The sequence below is a fragment of the Syntrophorhabdaceae bacterium genome, from assembly GCA_036504895.1.
In the GTDB taxonomy this organism is placed as follows: domain Bacteria; phylum Desulfobacterota; class Syntrophorhabdia; order Syntrophorhabdales; family Syntrophorhabdaceae; genus PNOM01.
Genome location: DASXUJ010000079.1, coordinates 1 through 20,552 on the forward strand (window position 1 = coordinate 1; position 20,552 = coordinate 20,552).

Genomic DNA, 20,552 nt, shown 5'->3' on the forward strand with positions numbered 1-20,552 from the left:
ACCCTCAAGTCCTCCGGTCTCCTAAGTCTCAAAAGATTGAAAGACCTCTACAGGATCAGACACATATGAAGATAGAAGAGAAACTCGCCCTCGATGCGTTCAAGACCGACAAAGAGAGCCACATCACCATCAACCACGAGACATGCAGGTCCCGCTGCGATCTGCGTCCCTGCCTCTTCGTCTGCCCCGCCCACCTCTATTCTTATAATGAAGAGCACGACGAGATGGTGGTGGAGTATGCGGGCTGCCTCGAATGCGGCACCTGCCTTGTGGCGTGTAAGGACGGGGCGCTGAGCTGGAGCTATCCCAGAGGGGATTACGGCATCCAATACCGCTTCGGTTAGCCCCGTCGCCTCTTCTTCCGCCCCGCTTCGTTGTCTGCGTCGTCACTCTCCTTGACGTATTATAAATACGCCATCGTCGGCTCCTCCTTGCCGCCTCACGGGACGAAAGAATAGGCGACGGGGTGTGACTCTGGGCTGCCTTCTTCCCCAGCTCGCAATTATTGGGGCTTGCGTCGCCCCCTCCACGGGCAAAGCCCGCGGAGCCTTCCCCTCTCGCTCGCCTTGCGAGCTACATCACGCCGGCCGTTCGATGAAGGTATCCATTTTGATGCCCGCCTGATTCTATCAGAGGGGAGCTCACTTTTGACCGCGCCCTTTGTCCGCTCTTCCTTGTCGCCTCAGGGGACGAAAGCATAAGCCTGGACATCTTCTTATTGGATGTTCCGTCATTTTGAAAAGCTAATGCCCCTCGATCGAGGGGCATTAGGGGAACTTCTTTTAACATCAACTAGTTATATGGAATCTTTGAAGCCTTTTCCTGCAGTGAAGCGGGGTACGTTTCGGGCGGGAATTTTTATTTCTTTGCCGGTTCTGGGGTTTCGGCCTTTACGGGCTTGTCTCTTGGAGACGGAGAAAGAACCGAATCCGACGAGGGTCACGCGCTCATCCTTCTTCAGGGCTCCCTTTACCCCTTCAAGGAAGGCGTCGAGAGCTTTTGTCGCTGCCACTTTGGAGATTTCGGCATTTGAAGCCATCTTATCGATCAATTCCGACTTTGTCATATTTAATTCCTCCCTTAGATTTAAATTTGGCAGTTCTCGTAATAACCACCGTTACAAATACTTTATAAACCTTATGGTAAAGAATATTCAATATGTTTTTCTTCTGTAGCCCCAATTTTCGTGCCCGTTGTTTCGCGGCTATGCCCGTCCGTAATCGTCCTCAAACCGCTCTATGTCGTCCTCGCCACAATAATCTCCTCTCTGGACCTCCACAAAAATAAGATTGTCGGAGCCTGCATTTTGTATACGGTGCAGGGACTTCTCAGGTATATCGATCGATTCCCCGCTTTTCAAGGTCTTTTCAGTGTCCCCACAACGGACAAGACACTTCCCTGAGACGATGCACCAGTGTTCCGAGCGAAAGGCGTGGCGCTGGAGGCTCAGTCTCATTCCCGGATAGACGATTATGCGCTTCAGCTTATATTGCTCTTCATCCACCAGCACTTCGTAATACCCCCATGGACGGTGGTCTTCCCTTCCGGTCTGCTCTATGACAGTTGAAAAGAGGCGGGCATAAGAATCGATCATTGTCTCCATACTGAAACGAAGACGCGCCTCGTTCCGGCACACGGTCCTGTCCAACTCTCTCACGCGGGTGAGCAGTTCCGCCCCATGCCCTGCAGAAGAGGCGAGAAATCCGGTAACTCCCGGAACGATAAGATCTGCAACTCCACCACCCGTCAATGCTACCACCGGCGTGCCGTATGTCATCGCCGCGAGAAAAGGGGAGATGACACAGCCCCTTTTTCGCGGGCAGAGAATTGCGCACGCACGGCCGTATAGATCCGCCTCTTCCGCGAGGCTCGGGCTTTCAAAGAAGCACGTCCCCATACTTGTTCCCGAGCGAATGGCTGCATCATACTGCGCCCTGTCAGTCGATCTTCCCGTGACTACCAGTCGACCTGCACTTCCTTTCGCCATATCCGCCGCAAAGGCAATCTCATGTTTTGTGAGGCCGTAGCCGGGGCACAGAACATATTCATCGGGATCCGAAGGGGTATAATCATTCTCGATCGCAATTCCCGGCAGAATAGAGGCGATATACTTCAACCCGGGATTGCGTCTCTTGTCGGAGAAGGAAACATACCGTATTTTGTCATTATATCGCCTGAAGACGCGCAGGGCGGAGGTCTCCAACGAATTAGGAATGGTTATGAGGGTAGGGGTATTGCACATCGCCGCATAGGTCGCGAAAAAAGGATCGAAAAACCCGTGGATCAGTTCGAATTCCCCCGCCTTTTCACAAAACTCCGCTATGCCCATGCATTGATCTATAAGGGGTCCACTCTTTCGCGGCACAACTGTCGCGTCAATGCCTCTGCGGGAAAGTCCGTCGGCAAGGAGGGCTGTGCTCCGGGTCCAATATTGAGCATCACACCGGTCTTGACCCCTTAAAAGGGGCATGAATATGGCTATACGCATATCTCGATAGTCGGGCACGCGGAACCGGTTTCGCCGATCCCGCGTACTTTCGAACGTCTGTAATTATAATCGCCTTCTCTTAATTCAGTCAAGGGACTTCGTGATTCAGTCCCGCTCGTGCCTTCGATCTTCTCTCATAATGCCGGTCGCCGGAGGGGCCGGAAATTTTTCTTTTCATTTATGGTGATTAGCTATAGAATGTTGTATGTGCGGCATTTGCGAGCCGGAGGATAAGGAGGAAGGATGAAGGAACCGGAAATGACCAAAGAGCAGCTTTTGGCAAAGGCAGAAAAGCCCTCTGAGGACGCTTTGAAAATGCACCCTTTCTACAAGGGAAAAATAGAGATTGTTCCGAAGTGCGTGATAAGGGACATAAAAGACTTTGCGATCTGGTATACGCCCGGGGTCGCGGCGTCATGTATGGAGATATACAGGGACCCGGAAAAGGTATTTGAGCATACCAACAGGGCGAATATGGTGGGGATCGTGACGGACGGTACGCGAGTCCTCGGCCTCGGAGATATAGGACCTCTTGCGGCTTTGCCCGTAATGGAAGGCAAGGCATTGCTTTTTAAATATCTTGGCGGCGTCGACGCGTTCCCTATTTGTCTCGATACGAAGGATCCCGACGAGTTCATCAGGACCGTGAAGCTCCTTACGCCCTCCTTCGGCGGCATTAATCTCGAGGATATAGAGAATCCCAAATGTTTCTATATTCTTGACCGGTTACGCGCTGAGGCCACCATTCCCGTCTGGCATGACGACCAGCAGGGTACCGCCGCGGTCACGCTCGCGGGGCTCATTAATGCCTTACAGATAGTGAATAAGAAGATTGAGGATGCACGCATCACCATGATAGGCGTGGGCGCCGCCAATGTGTGCATCACGAAAATGATCATCAAAGCGGGGGCAGATCCGCGAAAATTTGTGGTTGTAGACAGCAAGGGCATCCTCAACAGAAAGCGGGATGACATCAAACCCGGCCAGAAAGAAAAGCTTGAGTTCTGCCTTACCACAAATGGTGAGAACAGGGACGGAGGGATTGAAGAGGCCATGAAGGGACAGGACGTGGTAATCGCCCTTTCCAAACCGGGCCCGGACGTGATACGGAAGGAATGGATTTCCGCCATGGCCGATAATGCGATAGTCTTTGCCTGCGCAAACCCTGTTCCGGAGATTTGGCCCTGGGAGGCCAAAGAGGCCGGCGCACGGATCGTCGCCACCGGCAGAAGTGATTTCCCCAATCAGGTCAATAATTCGGTAGGTTTTCCCGCCATATTCAGGGGGGCCCTCGATGTTATGGCGAAGACCATTACGGACGAAATGTGCATAGCCGCTGCGCAGGAATTGGCACAATGTGCCCGTGATAGGGGTTTACGCGACGATTATCTGCTGCCCACTATGGATGACTGGGAGGTTTTCCCGAGAGAGGCAGTGGCAGTCGCCAAGATGGCGATGACTCAGGGCGTGGCCCGGCTCCAATTAAGCGAGCAGGAGCTTTTCCGCATGGCTGAGTTCAAGATCCGAAGGGCGCGTGATGAAGTATCCCTGCTCATGGAAAAAGAGATCATAGCTCCCTATCACGAAAAATAGTGCGGGATCGTTCAGTTCCCGGACGGATTTAGAGCCTGATATTTTATTGCAGAGAAAAAGGGCGGGATAGACAGGTATGAGAGAAATCCATGTGGATGAGATCAAGGCTGCGATCGAAAGCCTTTTTGTAGATGCTAACCGACACCTGTCGGAGGAGATGAAGATCGCCCTCACCCGTGCGATAGAGGAGGAGGAATCTCCCGCAGGGAAAGAAGTGTTGAGAGAACTGATAAAGAACGCCGACATCGCCGGGGAAGAGTCCATACCTGTGTGCCAGGACACCGGGCTGGGCGTCACCTTTCTCGAGATCGGACAGGAGGTTCACTTTTATGGAGGTTCTCTCGAAGACGCAGTTACCGACGGGGTAAGGCGTGCCTACAGAGAAGGCTTCTTGAGAAAATCCTGCTGTGATCCTTTTTCGAGAAAAAATACGGGCGATAATACGCCGGCCATTCTCCATATGAAAATTGTGCCGGGGGACCGGGTGAAGGTGAGCGTACTCCCCAAGGGAGGGGGAAGCGAGAACTACAGTGAAGTCCGGATGCTTGTGCCCTCGGAAGGCAGAGAAGGCATCAAATCCTTCGTGCTCGAGATGGTGAGGAAAGGCGGCGCCAATCCATGTCCGCCGATAACGGTAGGTGTGGGGATAGGCGGAAATTTCGAGACCAGTGCGCTTCTCTCGAAGGAAGCGCTCATGGAACCCTATGGCACAAGAAATGAAGATGGCCAGGTGGCCGCACTCGAAACAGATCTTTTAAACGAAATAAACAAGACGGGAATCGGACCGCAAGGGTATGGAGGGAGAATAACTGCTCTCGACGTCCATATTAGAGTCATGCCCTGCCATATCGCGTCCCTTCCTGTAGCGGTAAATATCCAGTGCCACGCTCACAGGCTGAAAAGGATGATTATATAATAATATAGTCACAGGGGTATACGGCACGGTCGCGAGGGTAAAAGTGGAGATAAGGCGGATTCAGACCCCTTTGGATAACAGGGTGGTAGAAATGCTCAATGCGGGGGATAAAATCCTCCTCAGCGGTTTCATCTATACCGCAAGAGACGCCGCCCATAAGCGCTTCGTGGAAAGCCTCGAGGCGGGAGATAATCTCCCCTTTTCTATTAAAGGGGAGATTATCTATTACTGTGGTCCTTCGCCGGCTTCTCCCGGAAAAATCATCGGCGCATGCGGCCCGACCACGAGCTCCCGAATGGATGCATACACTCCGGCCCTCCTTTCCCTGGGCCTCAGGGGAATGATCGGGAAGGGAAAACGGTCGGCCGCAGTAAGAGAAGCAATGCAGCAGTATAGGGCAGTATATCTCGGCGCCACCGGAGGGGCCGGGGCGCTCCTCTCGAAATGCGTAACCTCTTTCGAAACAATAGCATATGAAGATCTGGGACCCGAGGCAGTGGTGCGACTGGGTGTAAAGGATATGCCTTTGTTTGTGATCAACGACATTTACGGGAATGATTTGTATGAGGCGGGCATTACGCAGTATCGAAAGTAATCACGCCCGTACCATATAATATATACACAAGGGGTTATCATGGGAGAGATTCGCGTCGGAATCGTCGGTGTAGGCAATTGCGCCAGTTCCCTGGTCCAGGGCCTTAGTTACTATTCAAGGAAGATCGGTCCTCCCATAGGTCTCATGCATGAAGAGATCTGCGGGTATGAACCCAAGGACATCACGGTTGCGGCCGCTTTTGACATCGATCGCCGAAAGGTAGGCAAACCGCTTCGGGAGGCTATATTCTCTGCCCCCAACTGCACCAAAACTATTGATCCGAACCTTCTCCTTCCGGATGTGACGGTCTCGATGGGGACTTTGCTCGACGGTGTCTCTCCTCATATGAAAGAGTACGCTGAAAGCAGGACCTTCCTTCCTTCGGACGAGGCGTCCGCGGATGTGGTTGCCACCCTCAGGCAGAGCGGGGTCGAGATACTGATCAATTACCTTCCCGTGGGGTCGGAGGAGGCTGCCAGATTCTACGCCCGTGCCTGTCTCGAGGCGGGGGTAAGCCTTATCAACTGCATCCCCGTATTCATCGCCTCCGATCCCCATTGGGCGAACATGTTCATGGAGAGAGGGATCCCTCTCATCGGCGACGACGTAAAGTCCCAGATAGGCGCGACTATCATCCACAGGACCCTTGCAAAATTATTTAACGACCGGGGAGTAAAAATCGACCGGACATACCAGCTGAACACAGGAGGAAATACCGATTTCCTCAATATGTTGAACAGGGAGCGGCTTGCGTCAAAGAAGATTTCAAAGACCGAGGCCGTACAGTCCGCCCTCGATATACCCATGCTTCCCGATAACATTCATATCGGTCCGTCCGATTATGTGCCATGGCAACAGGATAATAAGGTCTGCTTTATGAGGATCGAAGGGAGAATTTTCGGCGATATCCCGATAAATCTCGAAATGAGGCTATCCGTGGAGGATTCGCCTAACAGCGCGGGCTGCATCATCGATGCGATCAGATGCTGTAAGATCGCAAGAGACCGGGGAATAGGGGGCGTGCTTCAATCCATCTCCGCCTATACCATGAAACACCCCATGAGACAATATCCAGATGATATTGCACGCGAAATGGTGGAGGAGTTCATAAGAGGGGAGAGAGAAAGATAGGAATTCCCCGTGATCAGCTCAAAAATAGGCCACTCCCTGGACCCGTTCATTTTGAAGGTATATCGCGTCCTTCCCATGGGAAAGACCATAAGCCCTAATGCTCTTACCCTCCTGGGCGCAGTCGTCGCTTTTGCCGCGGCCCTGGTCATATTATTCGGCCGTCCGGTCCTCGGAGCTTTCGTGCTGGCCTTTTCAGGCTTACTCGATCTCATGGATGGAGCTCTGGCGAGAAGCACGGACCGCATCACCCCTTTCGGCGGCTTTCTCGATTCAGTATTGGACCGGTATTCAGACCTCCTGATCATGGGCGCCATACTTATCCGTTTCGCGGCAGAGGGGAACATGTTCGATGTAATCGCCACGTGTATCGCGGCCATAGGAGTAGCCCTTATCCCTTATGTAAAGGCTCGGGCGGACGCAGCGGGACTTCCCTCGAACACAGGACTTCTCGAAAGACCTGAAAGAATTATTATTCTATTGTGCGGCTTGTGTTTCGGACTTCTTCATTACGCGATCCTGGTCCTTGCAGTCCTGACTCATGTCACGGTACTGCAAAGGATCATCCACGCAAAAAGTCCGTCACTGGGTTGAGGGACGTTCAGACGCGCGCGAGATTGAAGATCTCTTCTTTGAGGACGTCCTTGGCCATCTCTTTCGGTATGCCCGTTTTCACGATCTTTCCCTTTGCAAAAAGGACGGCTTTAGTCTTTCCGAAGGCCACACCCAAATCGGCCTCTTTCGCTTCACCCGGTCCATTCACCTCGCACCCCATAAGGGCTACATCGAGGTAGATGCCGATATGGGCGACTTCCTTTTCGAATTCCTCCACGATCTCCGGAAGGTTTGTCTTGCACCGGCCGCAGGTGGGGCAGGATATGATATTGATTCCCGTCTTTCGCAGCCCCATGTCCCGAAGGATATGGTATCCGGCAATCACTTCATATGAGGGATTTCCGGTCAACGATACCCGTATGGTATCTCCGATGCCCTCGTTAAGTAATATCCCTATGCCGATGGCCGATTTAATGACGCCTGAAAAAACGGGTCCCGCCTCGGTAATCCCTACATGAAGGGGATAATCGGACACTTTTGAAAATCTTTTATATGCCTCGATACTGTCAAAGATATTGGAAGCCTTGAGGGAGACCTTCAACTCGGTCCAACCCGCGTCTTCGAAGAGCTTTGTGTAATAGAGGGCGCTCTCAACCATGGCCTTCGCGTCCGGGCGCCCCTGGTTGCCCCGGATGAGTCTTTTCTCCATTGAGCCTATGTTGATACCGATTCGCACCGGTGTTGCCGTTTCTTTGGCGAGTGCCGCAATCTCTTTTACTTTTCTCACGTTATTGATGGTGCCCGGATTTATCCTTATTCCGTCAATACCGGTCTCCATCGCCTTCAGGGCTATTTTATGATTAAAATGGATATCTCCGATAATCGGGACATCTGCTTCCTGTCTTAAAAAAGGAAGAATCCTGCACGTCTCCACCTCCGGCAGGGCAATTCTCACGATCTCACAGCCGGCCTTCTTCAATTCCCTCGCCTGATGGAGGGTCTCCTGATAATTCTCGGGATCGGTCTTAAGCATGGACTGGACGACGATGGGGTTATTGCCCCCTACCGCCACATTTCCAACCTTTATCGTTTTGGTTTTTTTTCGTTTTATCATGTGTTGAAGGAACCTCGTTGTGTCAAATGGGAAACCGGCCGGAGCGTCACAAGTGTTGAAATCAGTTCATTTATACATTCTTTGAAAAACCTTGTCAACGGATGTTTTAAAAGATTTGCAATTTAGGCCGGATAGAGATGACTTTTTAATCAGGTTCTCTCTAATTTTCAACGTCTCACCTCGTTAAGTCAGGCATCGGAGATGGAGTAAAAGAGAAGGGGATTATATGGATTTGATTCTCCGCTTCAGATGTTTTGCCTCTTTCGGCGAGACAGGGAGATCGCGAAAATAGAAGGCTTGGAATTCCTTTACGAATTCCGAAGCGAGCTGCCCGATCCTTCGGTCTCCGATAGTGGAAATGAACTCTTCCAGCCCCTGAGATTCTTTCTTATGGTACCCCGATCTCTCCATTTTTCTTACGAAGGCAATGAGAAGCTTCTCCTCCCGGGACCTTCGTCTCAGGCGCACGTTCCGGAGGAAGACGCAAGCCGTACATCCAAATAAGATGAAACCCGTATATTCGGCCCATTTCTTCCATTCAATTACAGGGGCTCCGGTAGTACGGGATATCCTGAAGGCGCCTCTCATGGCCCTGGCAAGGGAAAGCTGCTTTTCGAGATTATAGTTTATGACAAAGGCATACCAGTAATAGTTCAAGGTGTCGAAAAAAAGACCTGCCCTCATGAACAGATGTTCCTTTTCGGAGGAAGGAAACTGTCCAATCCCGGCCGGCGTGGGATCTATGCGAAGCCATCCTTTTCCCTTCAGGTGGGCCTCAACCCAGACGTGGGCGTTCTTTTCCGGCACCAGATAATATCCGCCCATACTATTATATTGGCCGCCCTTATATCCACCCACTATTCGGGAAGGGATATCGAGAAGCCTTAATATAATTGCATAGGAAGACGCAAAATATTCGCAGTTGCCATATTTTGTCTGAAAGAGAAAAGTCGAAACAGGCTCTGCAGTAACCGGCAGATTTTCGAGGGAATAGCGGAAGGTCCCGTCATTCAGGTATCGATAGACCGACCGGATCCGCTCCATATCAGTCTTCCCGTCCCCCAGCCTCTTTGCGAGCCGAAGAAGAGGGCCTGGCATATTATCCGGCACCTGAAGGTATCTGCTCATATCCGTCCCTCGCTCAGGAAACCATTCCGACAAGGTCGAGCGCGCCATATACCTGGTTCTTCCGGAGAGGATGGCGGGAGAGACAAAGGAGCCGTCATCCACCTGGCTCGCGTTCTTCATCGCCACAAAGTCCGGCTTGTCCAGGGCGATGAGATATCTTGTCTCCCTGGGCTCCAGGTAAATAGTCTGGATCACGGATTCCCCTTCCGGCGCGCCGGAAGGCAGGGGGACGGGACGTCCGGAGCTACTCCATCCCCTTCCATCGAATTGGTCGAAGACTATGCCTCTCCAGTAAAGATTGTGTTGTCCGACGGGGCGCATGGTAACTCTGAATGCCACAGCCGAGTCTTCCTGGATGGAGGAGACCGCACCAAGCTGCACATGATCGGAAAAGCCCGTATGAGCCTTTTCCTTTTGGCTGAGGAGATTGAAAAGGGGGTAACTGGTGCGGGGAAGCACGAAAAAGAGGAGGGCGGCCACGGGAATTGCCAGGACAGGAATAAAGAGGGAGTTTCTTACTATCTGCCAATAATCCGACGGGGCAATTCCAGGGTGGGGTCGTGGGCATAATAAGAGAGAAAGACGGACGCCGTAGTGAGGAGAAGGACCAGGAGAGAAAAATTCACGAGAAAGAGGATGCCCGGGGAGAGCAAACCGGAGCCGGCTACCATCAGAAGGGAGATCACATATATCTGCATATAATCCCTTACCTTCCTCTCCTCGAGGAATTTAATGCAAAGCAGCGCCATGAGGGCTTCCACCATCTGGACGACCAGATCATCCACATTGAACCTGTAAACGGCGAAGAGAATCACACAAAAGGAGAGTATGTTGAGGATCCATCGGCTCAGGCCGGGCTTCCTGGAGAAGGCCCTATAGGCGGATAACACCAAAAGACCGGCACACGTGCAGGCAAAGAGAAGCTCCACTTCTCTCATTACCGAGGAATAGGCAAGTATGCCGATGAGATAGGTGAAACAATTCGTCCCGGCCGCGATTCCTATCGGCGCCCCCGGGACCCGGCATACGGCCCGTTCACCTATCATGGAGACTCCGAGGAGAGGGGACCCCGCCCGGGTAGAGGGCAAGCTCCCTTAGCATGTCGATTCTGCGGGAGGAGGAGAGGGAAGGTTCGAACAATTTACCTTTTATCTTGAGCCCTACGGGAACCCCTTGTCTGAATAGGTGTGAGAGGAGGTAGGATACGCGCGAAATCTTTTCTTCCACCTCTTCAACCTCCACGACATCAAAATCGATAATGAGCGGGATCGATAAAGGGGCGGAAAACTCCCGGGTCTTGAGAATTCCCGTCTTGGCCGTGGCTTTCCAGTTAATGTATTTAAGGGGATCTCCCGTCACATAATCCCTTATTGCGACCATTTCGGACTCGTAACCGGTTTTAAGGGAAGGGGTTTCTCCCTTCACATTTCTCGCTCCTTTACTTCCGGCGGCAAAGGCCCCCTTTTTAAGCCTTGGAAAAACGAGCAGCTTCGCCTCCGGAAAAGCCCTTGTGAACCGCGTAAAGAAATTGAAAGGAAATATGGAAGAGGCATATACGTTGCCGATGAGATGGTTTCCCCTTTCCTCGAAAGAGATACTCATGTGGCGTACCGCTTCGGACCGGCTCTCCACAAAAGGGAAAGCAGTTCCTGGCCTGCTATATGTACCTTGGTCAGAAAAGCGGGGAAAAAAGAGCGATCATTTTTTAGAGTAACCCTGAGCGGAAAAGAGGTATGGGCAAAGACCTCTTCCGGCGTGTCCACCTTCACCGAAAGGTGCGAGATATTCGCCTTTCCGAAAAATCCGGAGATCGCCATGAGGGCAAGCAAGGCCGAGACGGTAAGATACATGAGGTTATTGCCCGTATTTACCGCGGATACGCCTATCAAAATGGTGAGGCCGATATAAATGAAGCCTGCTTTTGTAATTTTGATCAGGCCGGGGTGGGTATCTGCTCTATTATGGATGTAATAATCTCCCTTTTATCAACACTTTCGTATTCATCGCCGAACAAGACCCGGTGAGGTATGGTATACCCGGCCAATTCTTTGACGTCCTCGGATATGACGAAATCTCTCCCTTTGAAATAGGCGTTCGTTTTTGCGGTAGTGATCATGCTGAGGGCGCCACGGGTCGAAAGGCCTGCCCTCAGGTATTCGCTCCTTCTCGTCGCCTCTATTATGGCGACCGTATAATCGAGTATCTTCTCGGATACATACACTACCTTTGTGATCTTATCCTGGAGGTCCGCGACCTCCTCCCGCTCCATTGCAGGTTCGATGGAATAAATCTCCTCTCTGGTGCTGCCTATTCTCAGTATTTCCTTCTCCGCCTCTTTTGGCGGATATCCTATATTAATTTTCATAGTGAAGCGGTCGAGCTGGGATTCGGGCAGAGGAAAAGCGCCGTACTGCTCCTTGGGATTTTGAGTGGCGACCACAAAGAAGATTTCCGGGAGTCTGTAGGTCCTCCCCTCTATGGTAACCTGCTTTTCTCCCATAGCCTCGAGGAGGGCGCTCTGCGTCTTTGGCGTAGCCCGGTTTATCTCGTCGCAGAGCACGATATTATTGAATACCGGCCCTGCATGGAATTCAAATTCACTTTTATTCTTATTATATATGGACAATCCCGTTATATCGGTGGGCAAGAGGTCGCTCGTGCACTGGATCCTTCCGAAGCTGAGGCCGAGGGACCTTGCAATTCCAATGGCAAGAGTAGTCTTTCCGAGTCCGGGTAAGTCCTCGATAAGGAGGTGACCTTTGGAAAAGAAACAGACGAGGGCAAGGCGGAGCGCCTTCTCCTTCCCCTGAAGGAACCGTGAAAGACCTGAAATTATATGCTCAATTTTACTGCTCTTTGTTTTCATGCGTATCAGGGTCCGGCACCGGAAGGGCGTTGGGGACCACCCGATGAGAATCGCTCATTTGACAAAAGAGGGTATTTTGTATTGAAATATGGCTATGAGTGAACTCCCTTCTTTTCCGCAATTCAAGCCCATCGAACTGGAAGATTATACCATATTTGCCGAGCGGTTACATGCGTACCGGCCCGAAACCTCGGAAATGACCTTCACGAACTTCTTTGTCTGGCGGAACCATTACAATTTCCAATGGTCCCTCTACGAAGAGTGGATTGTGGTCCTGGGCAGGGAGAACGGCGGGGCGACTTACGCGATGCAGCCCCTTGGTCCCGGGCCCCGGAATGAGGTAGTCGCCATGATCCTCTCATGGCTCAGGGAAGAAGAGAAGAACCCCGCGCCGTCGATGGAAAGGGTAGATGCAAGGCTTGCAGGTGAAATCGCAGGGTCACCCGGCCTTTCGATCGAAGCCATCAGGGACCATTTCGACTACGTGTACCTGAAAGAGGATTTGACCCGCCTCGCCGGCAACAAGTACCGTACAAAAAGGAACCATATCAACAAGCTCATGAGGACCCACGTCTTCGAGTATGCGCCTCTTGAGGAGAAACATCTCGAGGCATGTCTCGACCTTCAGTCCAAATGGTGCAGTATGCGCAGGTGCGATGAGGACTTGAGCCTTCTCGGAGAATGGGAGGCCATCAAGGAGATCACGGCCAATTTTACTCCGCTGAAGCTCCAGGGGGGGGTCGTGATGGTCGAGGGCAGGGTGGAGGCCTTTACCGTGGGGGAGCTATTAAACCCCGATACTGCCGTAATCCACATCGAGAAGGCCAATCCGGAGATTGGAGAGCTCTATACCGTGATAAATCAGCAGTTTGCAGAAAATGGCTGGGAGGGCATCCTCTACATCAACCGGGAGCAGGATCTTGGCCTGCCGGGGCTTCGAGAAGCAAAACTCTCCTACCAGCCTCACCACATGGTCGAGAAGTTCCGCATTACCCTGGCATAGGGAAAGAGCCTCCCTTTACAGGACAAGGACCTTGGCGCCCCTTATTCTGCTTTCCTTCAATTCCCACAGGGCCTTATTCGCCTCTTCGAGGGGGAATTCTTCTATTTCCGGTTTGATCGGAATCTCGGCCGCCATCAGGAGGAATTCGCTTACATCCCGACGGGCCACATTGGCTACGCTTTTAATCTCCTTTTCAAGCCACAGGTGAGCCGGGTAATCGAGGGCCAGGAGTGACTCTTTATCCCATTCTTCCTTACGTATCGCATTGATTACGAGTCTTCCCCCCTTATGAAGGTTCTTGAGGGATTCCAGAACCGGCTTCCATGCCGGCGTGGTGTCGATTATTGCGTGGAGCTTCTCCGGCGAATGGTCTTCGATCGCCCCCGCCCATCGGGCGCCCAAAGCCATCGCAAAATCCCGCTCCGTCTCGCTTCTCGCGAATACAAAAACCGGTGAATTGGGGTATTTATGCCGTGCCATCTGGATCACGAGATGGGCGGAGGCGCCGAACCCCGTGAGTCCCAGGCTCTCCCCGTCTTTCATTCCCGTGAGCCTCAATGAGCGGTAGCCGATGGTCCCGGCGCAGAGCAAGGGGGCTGCCTCGGCATCGGAGAACATCTGCGGGACGGGGAATGCGAACTCTTCGGACACTGTGGTATACTCCGCGTACCCGCCGTCGACATCCCTGCCCGTGGCCTTGAAGTCATCACACAGATTATCGTCCCCTTTAAGGCAATGAGCGCATCGTCCACATGACGAGTGGATCCACGCGATCCCTACCCGGTCTCCCTCTTTGAACCGCGTAGCCTTTTGCCCCGCTCTTTCGACCCTGCCTATTATCTGGTGGCCGGGCACCACGGGGAGTCGTGCCGGCGCGGTTCTTCCTTCTATCTCATCGAGCTCGGTGTGACAGACGCCGCACGTCGAGACCCTGACGAGAAGCTCGTCATCTCTTTCGATCGGAAGGGGAATATCTCCTGTCTCGAGGGGGTCCACTCCGGGTTCAAGCCGTCTGATGTTTTTTAACAACATTGCTTTCATACCGTGCTCCTCCCTCGCCTTGGTTTTTTTGTGCATTTTGAATTATATTGACAAAACGAGCGTCGAGAATTTAGTATAATAACTCTTGTTTGCGGAATTGTCCATAAAGGATGTCGGGGAAACGTGACGGTGAAGCCGACCCGGGCGAGCGCAAAATCGGTCAGGTGCCACGCAACGACTTTTTTCCCAGCCGGTATTGGTCTTTAAAGGCAGGTGCACGTCGGCGCCTCGGGTAAAATGTTTCGTCAGAATATTAAAAGGGTGCAGGAGGAGGCTCACATGAAGGTTGAAAGGGCGGTAGTAAGTGTTTCGAGTAAGGAAGGGTTATCCGATCTGGCCCTTTTCCTTAAGGATCGCGGTGTGGAGATATTATCAACCGGAGGGACGAAGAAATTTCTTGACGGCATCGGCGTCAATCCGGTGGAGGTAAGCTCATACACGGGTTTTCCGGAGATTATGGACGGCAGGGTAAAAACCCTTCACCCGAAAATACATGGAGGCATTCTCAATATACGGGACAACGCCGAGCACCAGAAGGCGATGAAGATGCTCGATATAAAGCATATCGACATGATCGTGGTAAATCTCTATCCCTTTAAAGAAGTGGTCGCCAAAGGCTGTACCTTCGAGGAAGCAATAGAGAATATAGATATCGGCGGACCGTCTATGATCAGGGCGGCAGCCAAGAATTACAAATATGTGGCGGTGGTAACCGATCCCGCTGATTACGGCAAGGTTATGGAAGAGATGAAAGCCCGTAACGGTCAAACGAGTGAAGGATTGAGGTTTTATCTTGCAAAAAAGGTCTTCGCCCTTACCGCCGATTACGATCAGGCGATCACCGCCTATCTCTCCGGAATAAAAGGCTAAACATACGATGAAAGTACTTATCATAGGAAGTGGGGCCCGGGAGCATGCCCTGGCGTGGAAAATCTCTCAGTCGCCCATGGTAAGCGCTATTTTCTGTGCCCCGGGGAACGGGGGCATCTCGGATGTAGCCGAGTGTGTAAACATAAACGCAGGCGATATGGACGGCCTTCTCCGCTTTTCCAAACAGGAGAATATAGAGCTCGTCATCGTGGGCCCGGAGAACCCTTTGGCGGCCGGCATCGTCGATCTCTTCGAAAGGGAAGGCCTCACCATCTTCGGACCCTGTATGAAAGGTGCGCAGATAGAGGCGAGCAAGATATTTTCAAAAGAGCTCATGGAGCGCAACAATATTCCCACCGCGCCTTTTAAGGCGTTCATGGACCATTCCGAGGCACTGCGCTACGCGCGGAGCATTGCTCCTCCGTATGTGATAAAAGCAGACGGCCTTTGCGCGGGGAAGGGCGCCTATGTGATTCATGACGGGGGAGAAGGGGAGAAGGTGCTCGACGACCTTATGGTCCGCAAGGTGTATGGGGCAGCGGGCGAGAATATCATTATCGAGCATTTCCTTCCGGGCGTGGAGGCCTCCTACCTTGCCTTCACTGATGGAAAGACCATACTGCCCATGCTTCCGGCCCAGGACCACAAGCCGCTTCTCGATGGCGACCGGGGACCGAATACGGGAGGCATGGGGGCATACACGCCTATACCTTTTATCGAGGCCGCCCTGGAAGCCGAGATCAAGAAGGAGATCATGGAGCGGACCATCGGGGGCATGGCGGAAGAGGGCATCCAGTACAAGGGAGTCCTCTATGGCGGGCTCATGCTCCAGAACAATCATCCCTACGTGATAGAATTCAACGCCCGTCTCGGCGACCCCGAAACGCAGCCCATACTCTTTAAGATGGAGAGCGACATCGTCCCCATTCTCATCGCCTCGGCGACAGGGGGATTAGACTCGGTCAGCCCCATCTCATGGAAACCCGGCGTCTCCATATGCGTGGTAATCGCATCGGGGGGATACCCGGAGAACCCCGAAAAGGGAAAGATAATCAGGGGACTCGAGGGTCTCAGGGGTCATGACAAGGTGACGGTCTTCCATGCCGGCACCCGAAAGGAAGGCGGCTCCTACTATACATCAGGAGGAAGGGTCCTGGGGATCACCGCAATAGGCGATACCTATAAAGATGCGGTGAGAAACGTATATGACGCCATATCGTCTATAGAGTTCGAGGGGATGCAGTATAGGAAAGATATAGGCGGCAAGGCAATAAAATTTATCGAAGAAAGAGGTGTCTAAATGGCAAGGGAACACAATATCGCGGTAATACCCGGAGACGGGACAGGTCCCGAGGTCGTGGCGGAAGGCATAAAGGTACTGAACGCCGCATCGAACCGGCTGGGATTCACACTCAGATACACTCACTATGACCTTGGCGGTGAGCGGTACAAAAAGACGGGAGACCTTCTTCCTGAAAGTATCCTGTCGGAGCTCCGGCAGTTCAAAGCCATATTTCTAGGCGCCATAGGACATCCGGACGTAAAGCCCGGTATTTTGGAAAAAGAGATACTTCTGAAAGCGCGTTTCGAGCTGGATCAATATATCAATCTAAGACCTGTGAAACTTTACGAAGGCGTGGAGACGCCCCTCGCGAACAAGGGACCCAAGGAGATAGATTTCGTGGTAGTACGGGAAAACACCGAGGGCCTCTACGCGGGCGCCGGAGGTGTCCTGAAGAAAGGGACCAGGGACGAGGTCGCCATTCAGGAATCGATCAATACCCGTAAAGGCGTCGAGCGATGTCTCAGGTTCGCCTTTGACTATACCCGAAAAAGGAATCAAGCGAAGAAACTTACCCTCTGCGGCAAGACCAATGTGCTCACCTACGCCTTCAACCTCTGGGAAAGAGCGTTTTATGAAGTCGCTACGGAGTACAAAGATATCACCACCGATTACGCCCATGTGGACGCCACCTGCATGTGGATGGTGAAAAATCCTGAATGGTTCGATGTGATCGTCACCGATAACATGTTCGGCGACATCATCACTGACCTCGGAGCCATGATACAGGGCGGCATGGGAGTTGCCTGCGGGGGAAATATCAATCCTGAAGGCGTTTCCATGTTCGAACCCATCGGAGGCTCGGCCCCGAAATATACGGGCCTCAATGTGATCAACCCCCTTGCCGCCATACTGGCAGGAGGGATGCTGCTTGAATTCATAGGGGAACAGGAAGGAGCCGACCTGATCGAGAAGGCCGTCCAGGAGGCGATCGCAAAACACCTCAAATCCCAGGAAGCGGGTAAAATGGGGATGGGTACCCGTGAGGTGGGAGATCTTATTGCCGGGATAGTTGCGACGATCTAGTCGCTATTGCCGTTCCCGTTTATTTCACGCAGTTTTTTGCTCAGGGTGTTTCTGCTGATGCCCAGGAGTTTCGCGGCCTGGGTAACATTATCATTTTTGAGGCGCATGGCCGAACAGATAAATATCTTCTCGATGGTCTGGTGTACGTCGAGAAGTATGTTATCTGTTCGGCCTTTCGATGCAAGCAAACTATCTACCACATGCTCAAGCTTTACTTTAATAAGATGAGAAATGTCTTCGGAATCATTCGGTTTAATCTTCGTGGTAGTTCCTATCAGCATGATTAGAGTTCTCTTTGCCTGTGAGGCGGTCAGCTTCGTCTATGATAACTAGGAGAAGTCTACAAAAAGCCCTTTTCCTTGTCAAGGTGATACGTCACTTTTCTTCAACTTCTTTTAGTACTGATAAGAGATATTATGTTAACTCTTTACAGTATCCCTTATCAGTGTCCCGAACGCCCTCTATACTACGATTACCCGGTCCGGATCAGGCAGACTCAGCACGAACTCCTTCACCTCTTCAAACTCCCCCTCGCTAAGTCCAGAGCCTTTTTCAAGACGCACAAAATTGGGGCCTCCCGGTCTCTCTGTCGGAAAGGTGAAGCCGAAATCGATACAGCTCTCGGTCACGCGGATATACGTGATAGTCTCCAGATTGAAGACGTAATGTTTGATCCTCACAAATTCGGACATGCCATACCCCCTTTTTCTGATGAGACGGCTACTCGTTCACTTCCACATATTTAAAGAGCAAAGGCACGACAATCAGAAGAATCCCCGTGCCGATCAGCATCCCCCCTACCACCACGATGGCGAGAGGTTTTTGGGTCTGACTCCCCACACCATGAGACAATGCAGCGGGAAGCAGGCCCAGGGACGCCACGAGGCCAACCATGAGAATAGACCTGAACTTCTCTCTGATCGTCTCCAGGGTTGCCTGCTCCTTGTTCTTGATCTCTTTATAGACTTCTATATAATGGTTGATCACTATACATGTATCGAAAGCGGAAATCCCGATGACCGACACGAAACCCACGATCGCGGAAATACTCAGGGACTGGCCGGTCACCAGGAGGCTCACCAAGCCACCAAATACGGTGCATATGGGCGCCACCACGGTGAGGAGTGTATTTCTCACGTTCCCGTAAAACACGTAGAGAAGAATGATAATCAGAAAAATGGCGACCGGGATGGAGATATAGAACCTCCGGAAGGCCTCCTTCATTTCATTGAACATGCCGCTCCATTGCATGTAGTAGCCTTCCGGCATCCTCACCTTCGATACCGCTTTCTGAGCCTTCTCGACCGTGCCGCCCAGGTTTTTCGATACAACATTAAATTTCACGGGGATGAACCTCTTGTAGTTTTCGCGATAGACGAATGAGGCGCCGGTCTCATAATGGATCTTCGCCACCCTCGAAAGAGGCACCACGCCGCCTGACTGCAGCACTATGGGGATGTTAGCGATCCTCTCCGGCTGCTGTCGATAATAATAGGGAAAACTCACCTGGAGCGCAAAATTCTTTTCCCCCTCTATGATCTGGCTCACCACCTTGCCCCCGAGCGCCGCCGATACCATGTCGAGAATCTCCTGGACGCTCAAACCCACTGCCGCGGCATTTTCACGATCCACCTCGATCAGGAGGTTCGGTTGTCCTATCTCCCTGTAAATGCCCACATCTTTCACATCAGGCACTGTTTCAAGGGCGGCTTTCACATCCCGGGCGACCTTGTCGAGCTCATACAGGTCCTCTCCGAATATTTTCACCGCATTCTCACCCTTAACCCCCGACGTCATCTCCTCGAGGTTGTCCTGCATGTACTGGGACACGTTTATGCTGACATTGGGAAAAAGCCGTGTCAGCCCCTCGCGTATTTCTTCCTCGAGGCGCTCCTTGGTGATGCCCCTTTTCCATTCGCCATAAGGCTTGAGACCCATAAAATACTCGCTGTTGAAGGGTCCGGTTGCATCGGTACCGTCCTCCGGCCTTCCCACTCTCACCGCGACCGTCTTTATCTCTTTGAAGGTCATGAGAAAATCACGCGCCTTTTTTGCATTTTCGTGAGTCTTACTTAAGGATATGGAATAGGGAAAGGTTATTCTGGTGTAAATATTGCCTTCATCCATCTTCGGAAGGAATTGGGTGCCTATAATCGCATAGCCGACGACGAATCCCGCCAATATCACGCTGGAGATGACCACCATCACCACCTTCGAATTCGCGAGCACGAATGAGACGAAGCGCGAGTAACGCTCTGCCATCACCTCGACGAATTTAAAATCCTTGCCTTCATGGCCTTCAAGAAAGGTGTGGATCGAGGCGGTGAGGTAGGTAAAAGTGAGGATGAGAGTAAAGAAAAGGGCATAGGAATAAGTCTTCGCCATGGGCGAAAAGATCTGTTTTTCCGCGCCTTTCATGGTAAAGATCGGGATGAAGGCGATCACAATGATAGCCACGAGAAGCATGATCGGGGTTCCGACCTCTCCGATCGCCTTGACAAGCGACCGGTCACCGGAAGTATATTTCTTTCCCGCCTGCTTCCTCGCGACTCTCACATAGTTTTCCGTGAGAACAAGGGCAATGTCCGCGATTATCCCAAAATCGATCGCCCCGATGGAAAGCAGGTTTGCCGATTCGCCGGTAATAGCCATGAGGGCAAGGGTAATCCCGAGAGAGATGGGGATGACGAGGGCAGTGATTATTGCGGCCCTTAAATTTCCCAGAAACAGAAAAAGGGCCATTCCCACGAGAAACACCCCGGTCGCGGCCGTTTCAATCACTTTTACTATGACCGTATTGATGAGCTCCGATCTCTCGTAGTAAGGAACTATCTTGATCCCCTTCGGAAGGATCTTGTTATTGAGCTCCGCCACCTTCTCGTTAATC

The 20,552-nt window shown here is 52.0% G+C and carries 22 protein-coding genes; 10 read left to right on the top strand and 12 right to left on the bottom strand.

What is annotated here, in order from left to right:
- The first annotated feature begins 65 nt into the window (after positions 1-65).
- The gene (locus tag VGJ94_11025; protein ID HEY3277143.1) at positions 66-344 is read left to right on the top strand and encodes a 4Fe-4S dicluster domain-containing protein; all 279 of its coding nucleotides are present in this window, start codon (positions 66-68) and stop codon (positions 342-344) included.
- A 452-nt stretch (positions 345-796) separates the two neighbouring features.
- Here the strand turns inward: VGJ94_11025 and VGJ94_11030 are convergent, their stop codons facing one another.
- Both VGJ94_11030 and VGJ94_11035 read right to left on the bottom strand, forming a co-directional pair.
- Positions 797-1,066 carry an HU family DNA-binding protein gene (locus VGJ94_11030; protein ID HEY3277144.1) on the bottom strand — a complete coding sequence of 90 codons (270 nt, stop codon included), beginning with the start codon at positions 1,064-1,066 and terminating at the stop codon, positions 797-799.
- 138 nt (positions 1,067-1,204) lie between these two features.
- Positions 1,205-2,329: a glycosyltransferase gene (locus VGJ94_11035; GenBank protein ID HEY3277145.1), complete on the bottom strand. Its 1,125-nt coding sequence runs from the start codon at positions 2,327-2,329 to the stop codon at positions 1,205-1,207.
- Positions 2,330-2,731: 402 nt separating this feature from the next.
- Between VGJ94_11035 and VGJ94_11040 the strand changes: the two genes are divergently transcribed.
- The 5 genes from VGJ94_11040 to VGJ94_11060 all read left to right on the top strand — a co-directional run bounded on the left by VGJ94_11040 (position 2,732) and on the right by VGJ94_11060 (position 7,314).
- On the top strand, positions 2,732-4,081 hold the full coding sequence (locus VGJ94_11040) for an NADP-dependent malic enzyme (protein HEY3277146.1): 1,350 nt from the start codon (positions 2,732-2,734) through the stop codon (positions 4,079-4,081).
- A gap of 76 nt (positions 4,082-4,157) precedes the next feature.
- Entirely contained in the window at positions 4,158-4,997 is an 840-nt protein-coding gene (locus VGJ94_11045) for a fumarate hydratase (protein ID HEY3277147.1), read from the top strand.
- A gap of 43 nt (positions 4,998-5,040) precedes the next feature.
- Positions 5,041-5,592: a Fe-S-containing hydro-lyase gene (locus VGJ94_11050; GenBank protein HEY3277148.1), complete on the top strand. Its 552-nt coding sequence runs from the start codon at positions 5,041-5,043 to the stop codon at positions 5,590-5,592.
- Between the two features lie 39 nt (positions 5,593-5,631).
- Positions 5,632-6,723, top strand: a complete 1,092-nt coding sequence (locus tag VGJ94_11055) for an inositol-3-phosphate synthase (GenBank protein HEY3277149.1) — start codon at positions 5,632-5,634, stop codon at positions 6,721-6,723.
- Between the two features lie 9 nt (positions 6,724-6,732).
- Positions 6,733-7,314, top strand: coding sequence for a CDP-alcohol phosphatidyltransferase family protein (locus VGJ94_11060; GenBank protein ID HEY3277150.1), 582 nt, complete (start codon positions 6,733-6,735; stop codon positions 7,312-7,314).
- Between the two features lie 7 nt (positions 7,315-7,321).
- Here VGJ94_11060 and ispG read toward each other — a convergent pair whose 3' ends face one another.
- The 6 genes from ispG to VGJ94_11090 all read right to left on the bottom strand — a co-directional run bounded on the left by ispG (position 7,322) and on the right by VGJ94_11090 (position 12,383).
- On the bottom strand, positions 7,322-8,389 hold the full coding sequence (gene ispG / locus VGJ94_11065) for a flavodoxin-dependent (E)-4-hydroxy-3-methylbut-2-enyl-diphosphate synthase (GenBank protein HEY3277151.1): 1,068 nt from the start codon (positions 8,387-8,389) through the stop codon (positions 7,322-7,324).
- A gap of 222 nt (positions 8,390-8,611) precedes the next feature.
- Positions 8,612-10,063, bottom strand: coding sequence for a transglutaminaseTgpA domain-containing protein (locus VGJ94_11070; GenBank protein ID HEY3277152.1), 1,452 nt, complete (start codon positions 10,061-10,063; stop codon positions 8,612-8,614).
- Entirely contained in the window at positions 10,036-10,563 is a 528-nt protein-coding gene (locus VGJ94_11075; protein ID HEY3277153.1) for a transglutaminaseTgpA domain-containing protein, read from the bottom strand. The genes VGJ94_11070 and VGJ94_11075 overlap by 28 nt, the downstream gene beginning before the upstream one ends.
- A complete protein-coding gene (locus VGJ94_11080) occupies positions 10,553-11,119 on the bottom strand; it encodes a DUF58 domain-containing protein (protein ID HEY3277154.1) in 567 nt (188 codons plus the stop codon). The genes VGJ94_11075 and VGJ94_11080 overlap by 11 nt, the downstream gene beginning before the upstream one ends.
- On the bottom strand, positions 11,116-11,406 hold the full coding sequence (locus VGJ94_11085; GenBank protein HEY3277155.1) for a hypothetical protein: 291 nt from the start codon (positions 11,404-11,406) through the stop codon (positions 11,116-11,118). The genes VGJ94_11080 and VGJ94_11085 overlap by 4 nt, the downstream gene beginning before the upstream one ends.
- A gap of 44 nt (positions 11,407-11,450) precedes the next feature.
- Complete coding sequence (locus tag VGJ94_11090; protein ID HEY3277156.1) at positions 11,451-12,383, bottom strand: MoxR family ATPase; 933 nt, start codon at positions 12,381-12,383, stop codon at positions 11,451-11,453.
- Positions 12,384-12,471: 88 nt separating this feature from the next.
- Here VGJ94_11090 and VGJ94_11095 point away from each other — a divergent pair, with 88 nt between their 5' ends.
- Positions 12,472-13,386 (top strand): phosphatidylglycerol lysyltransferase domain-containing protein, encoded by a 915-nt coding sequence (locus VGJ94_11095; protein ID HEY3277157.1) that lies wholly within the window; start codon positions 12,472-12,474, stop codon positions 13,384-13,386.
- A gap of 15 nt (positions 13,387-13,401) precedes the next feature.
- Here VGJ94_11095 and VGJ94_11100 read toward each other — a convergent pair whose 3' ends face one another.
- The gene (locus tag VGJ94_11100; GenBank protein ID HEY3277158.1) at positions 13,402-14,427 is read right to left on the bottom strand and encodes a zinc-dependent alcohol dehydrogenase family protein; all 1,026 of its coding nucleotides are present in this window, start codon (positions 14,425-14,427) and stop codon (positions 13,402-13,404) included.
- Positions 14,428-14,706: 279 nt separating this feature from the next.
- On the opposite strand from VGJ94_11100, the gene VGJ94_11105 reads away from it, so the two are divergent.
- The 3 genes from VGJ94_11105 to VGJ94_11115 are packed head-to-tail and all read left to right on the top strand — an operon-like array spanning position 14,707 to position 17,665.
- Positions 14,707-15,297, top strand: a complete 591-nt coding sequence (locus tag VGJ94_11105; GenBank protein ID HEY3277159.1) for a hypothetical protein — start codon at positions 14,707-14,709, stop codon at positions 15,295-15,297.
- Between the two features lie 7 nt (positions 15,298-15,304).
- Positions 15,305-16,597: a phosphoribosylamine--glycine ligase gene (gene purD, locus VGJ94_11110; protein ID HEY3277160.1), complete on the top strand. Its 1,293-nt coding sequence runs from the start codon at positions 15,305-15,307 to the stop codon at positions 16,595-16,597.
- Positions 16,598-17,665: a 3-isopropylmalate dehydrogenase gene (locus VGJ94_11115; GenBank protein ID HEY3277161.1), complete on the top strand. Its 1,068-nt coding sequence runs from the start codon at positions 16,598-16,600 to the stop codon at positions 17,663-17,665. It abuts the gene before it with no gap.
- Here VGJ94_11115 and VGJ94_11120 read toward each other — a convergent pair.
- The 3 genes from VGJ94_11120 to VGJ94_11130 form a co-directional block, all read right to left on the bottom strand.
- On the bottom strand, positions 17,662-17,946 hold the full coding sequence (locus VGJ94_11120) for a helix-turn-helix domain-containing protein (protein ID HEY3277162.1): 285 nt from the start codon (positions 17,944-17,946) through the stop codon (positions 17,662-17,664). The two genes, VGJ94_11115 and VGJ94_11120, sit on opposite strands and share 4 nt — an antisense overlap.
- 180 nt (positions 17,947-18,126) lie before the next feature.
- Positions 18,127-18,357, bottom strand: a complete 231-nt coding sequence (locus VGJ94_11125; GenBank protein HEY3277163.1) for a hypothetical protein — start codon at positions 18,355-18,357, stop codon at positions 18,127-18,129.
- A 28-nt stretch (positions 18,358-18,385) separates the two neighbouring features.
- Positions 18,386-20,552 (bottom strand): efflux RND transporter permease subunit (locus VGJ94_11130; protein HEY3277164.1); only part of this gene is annotated, 2,167 nt, incomplete at its 5' end.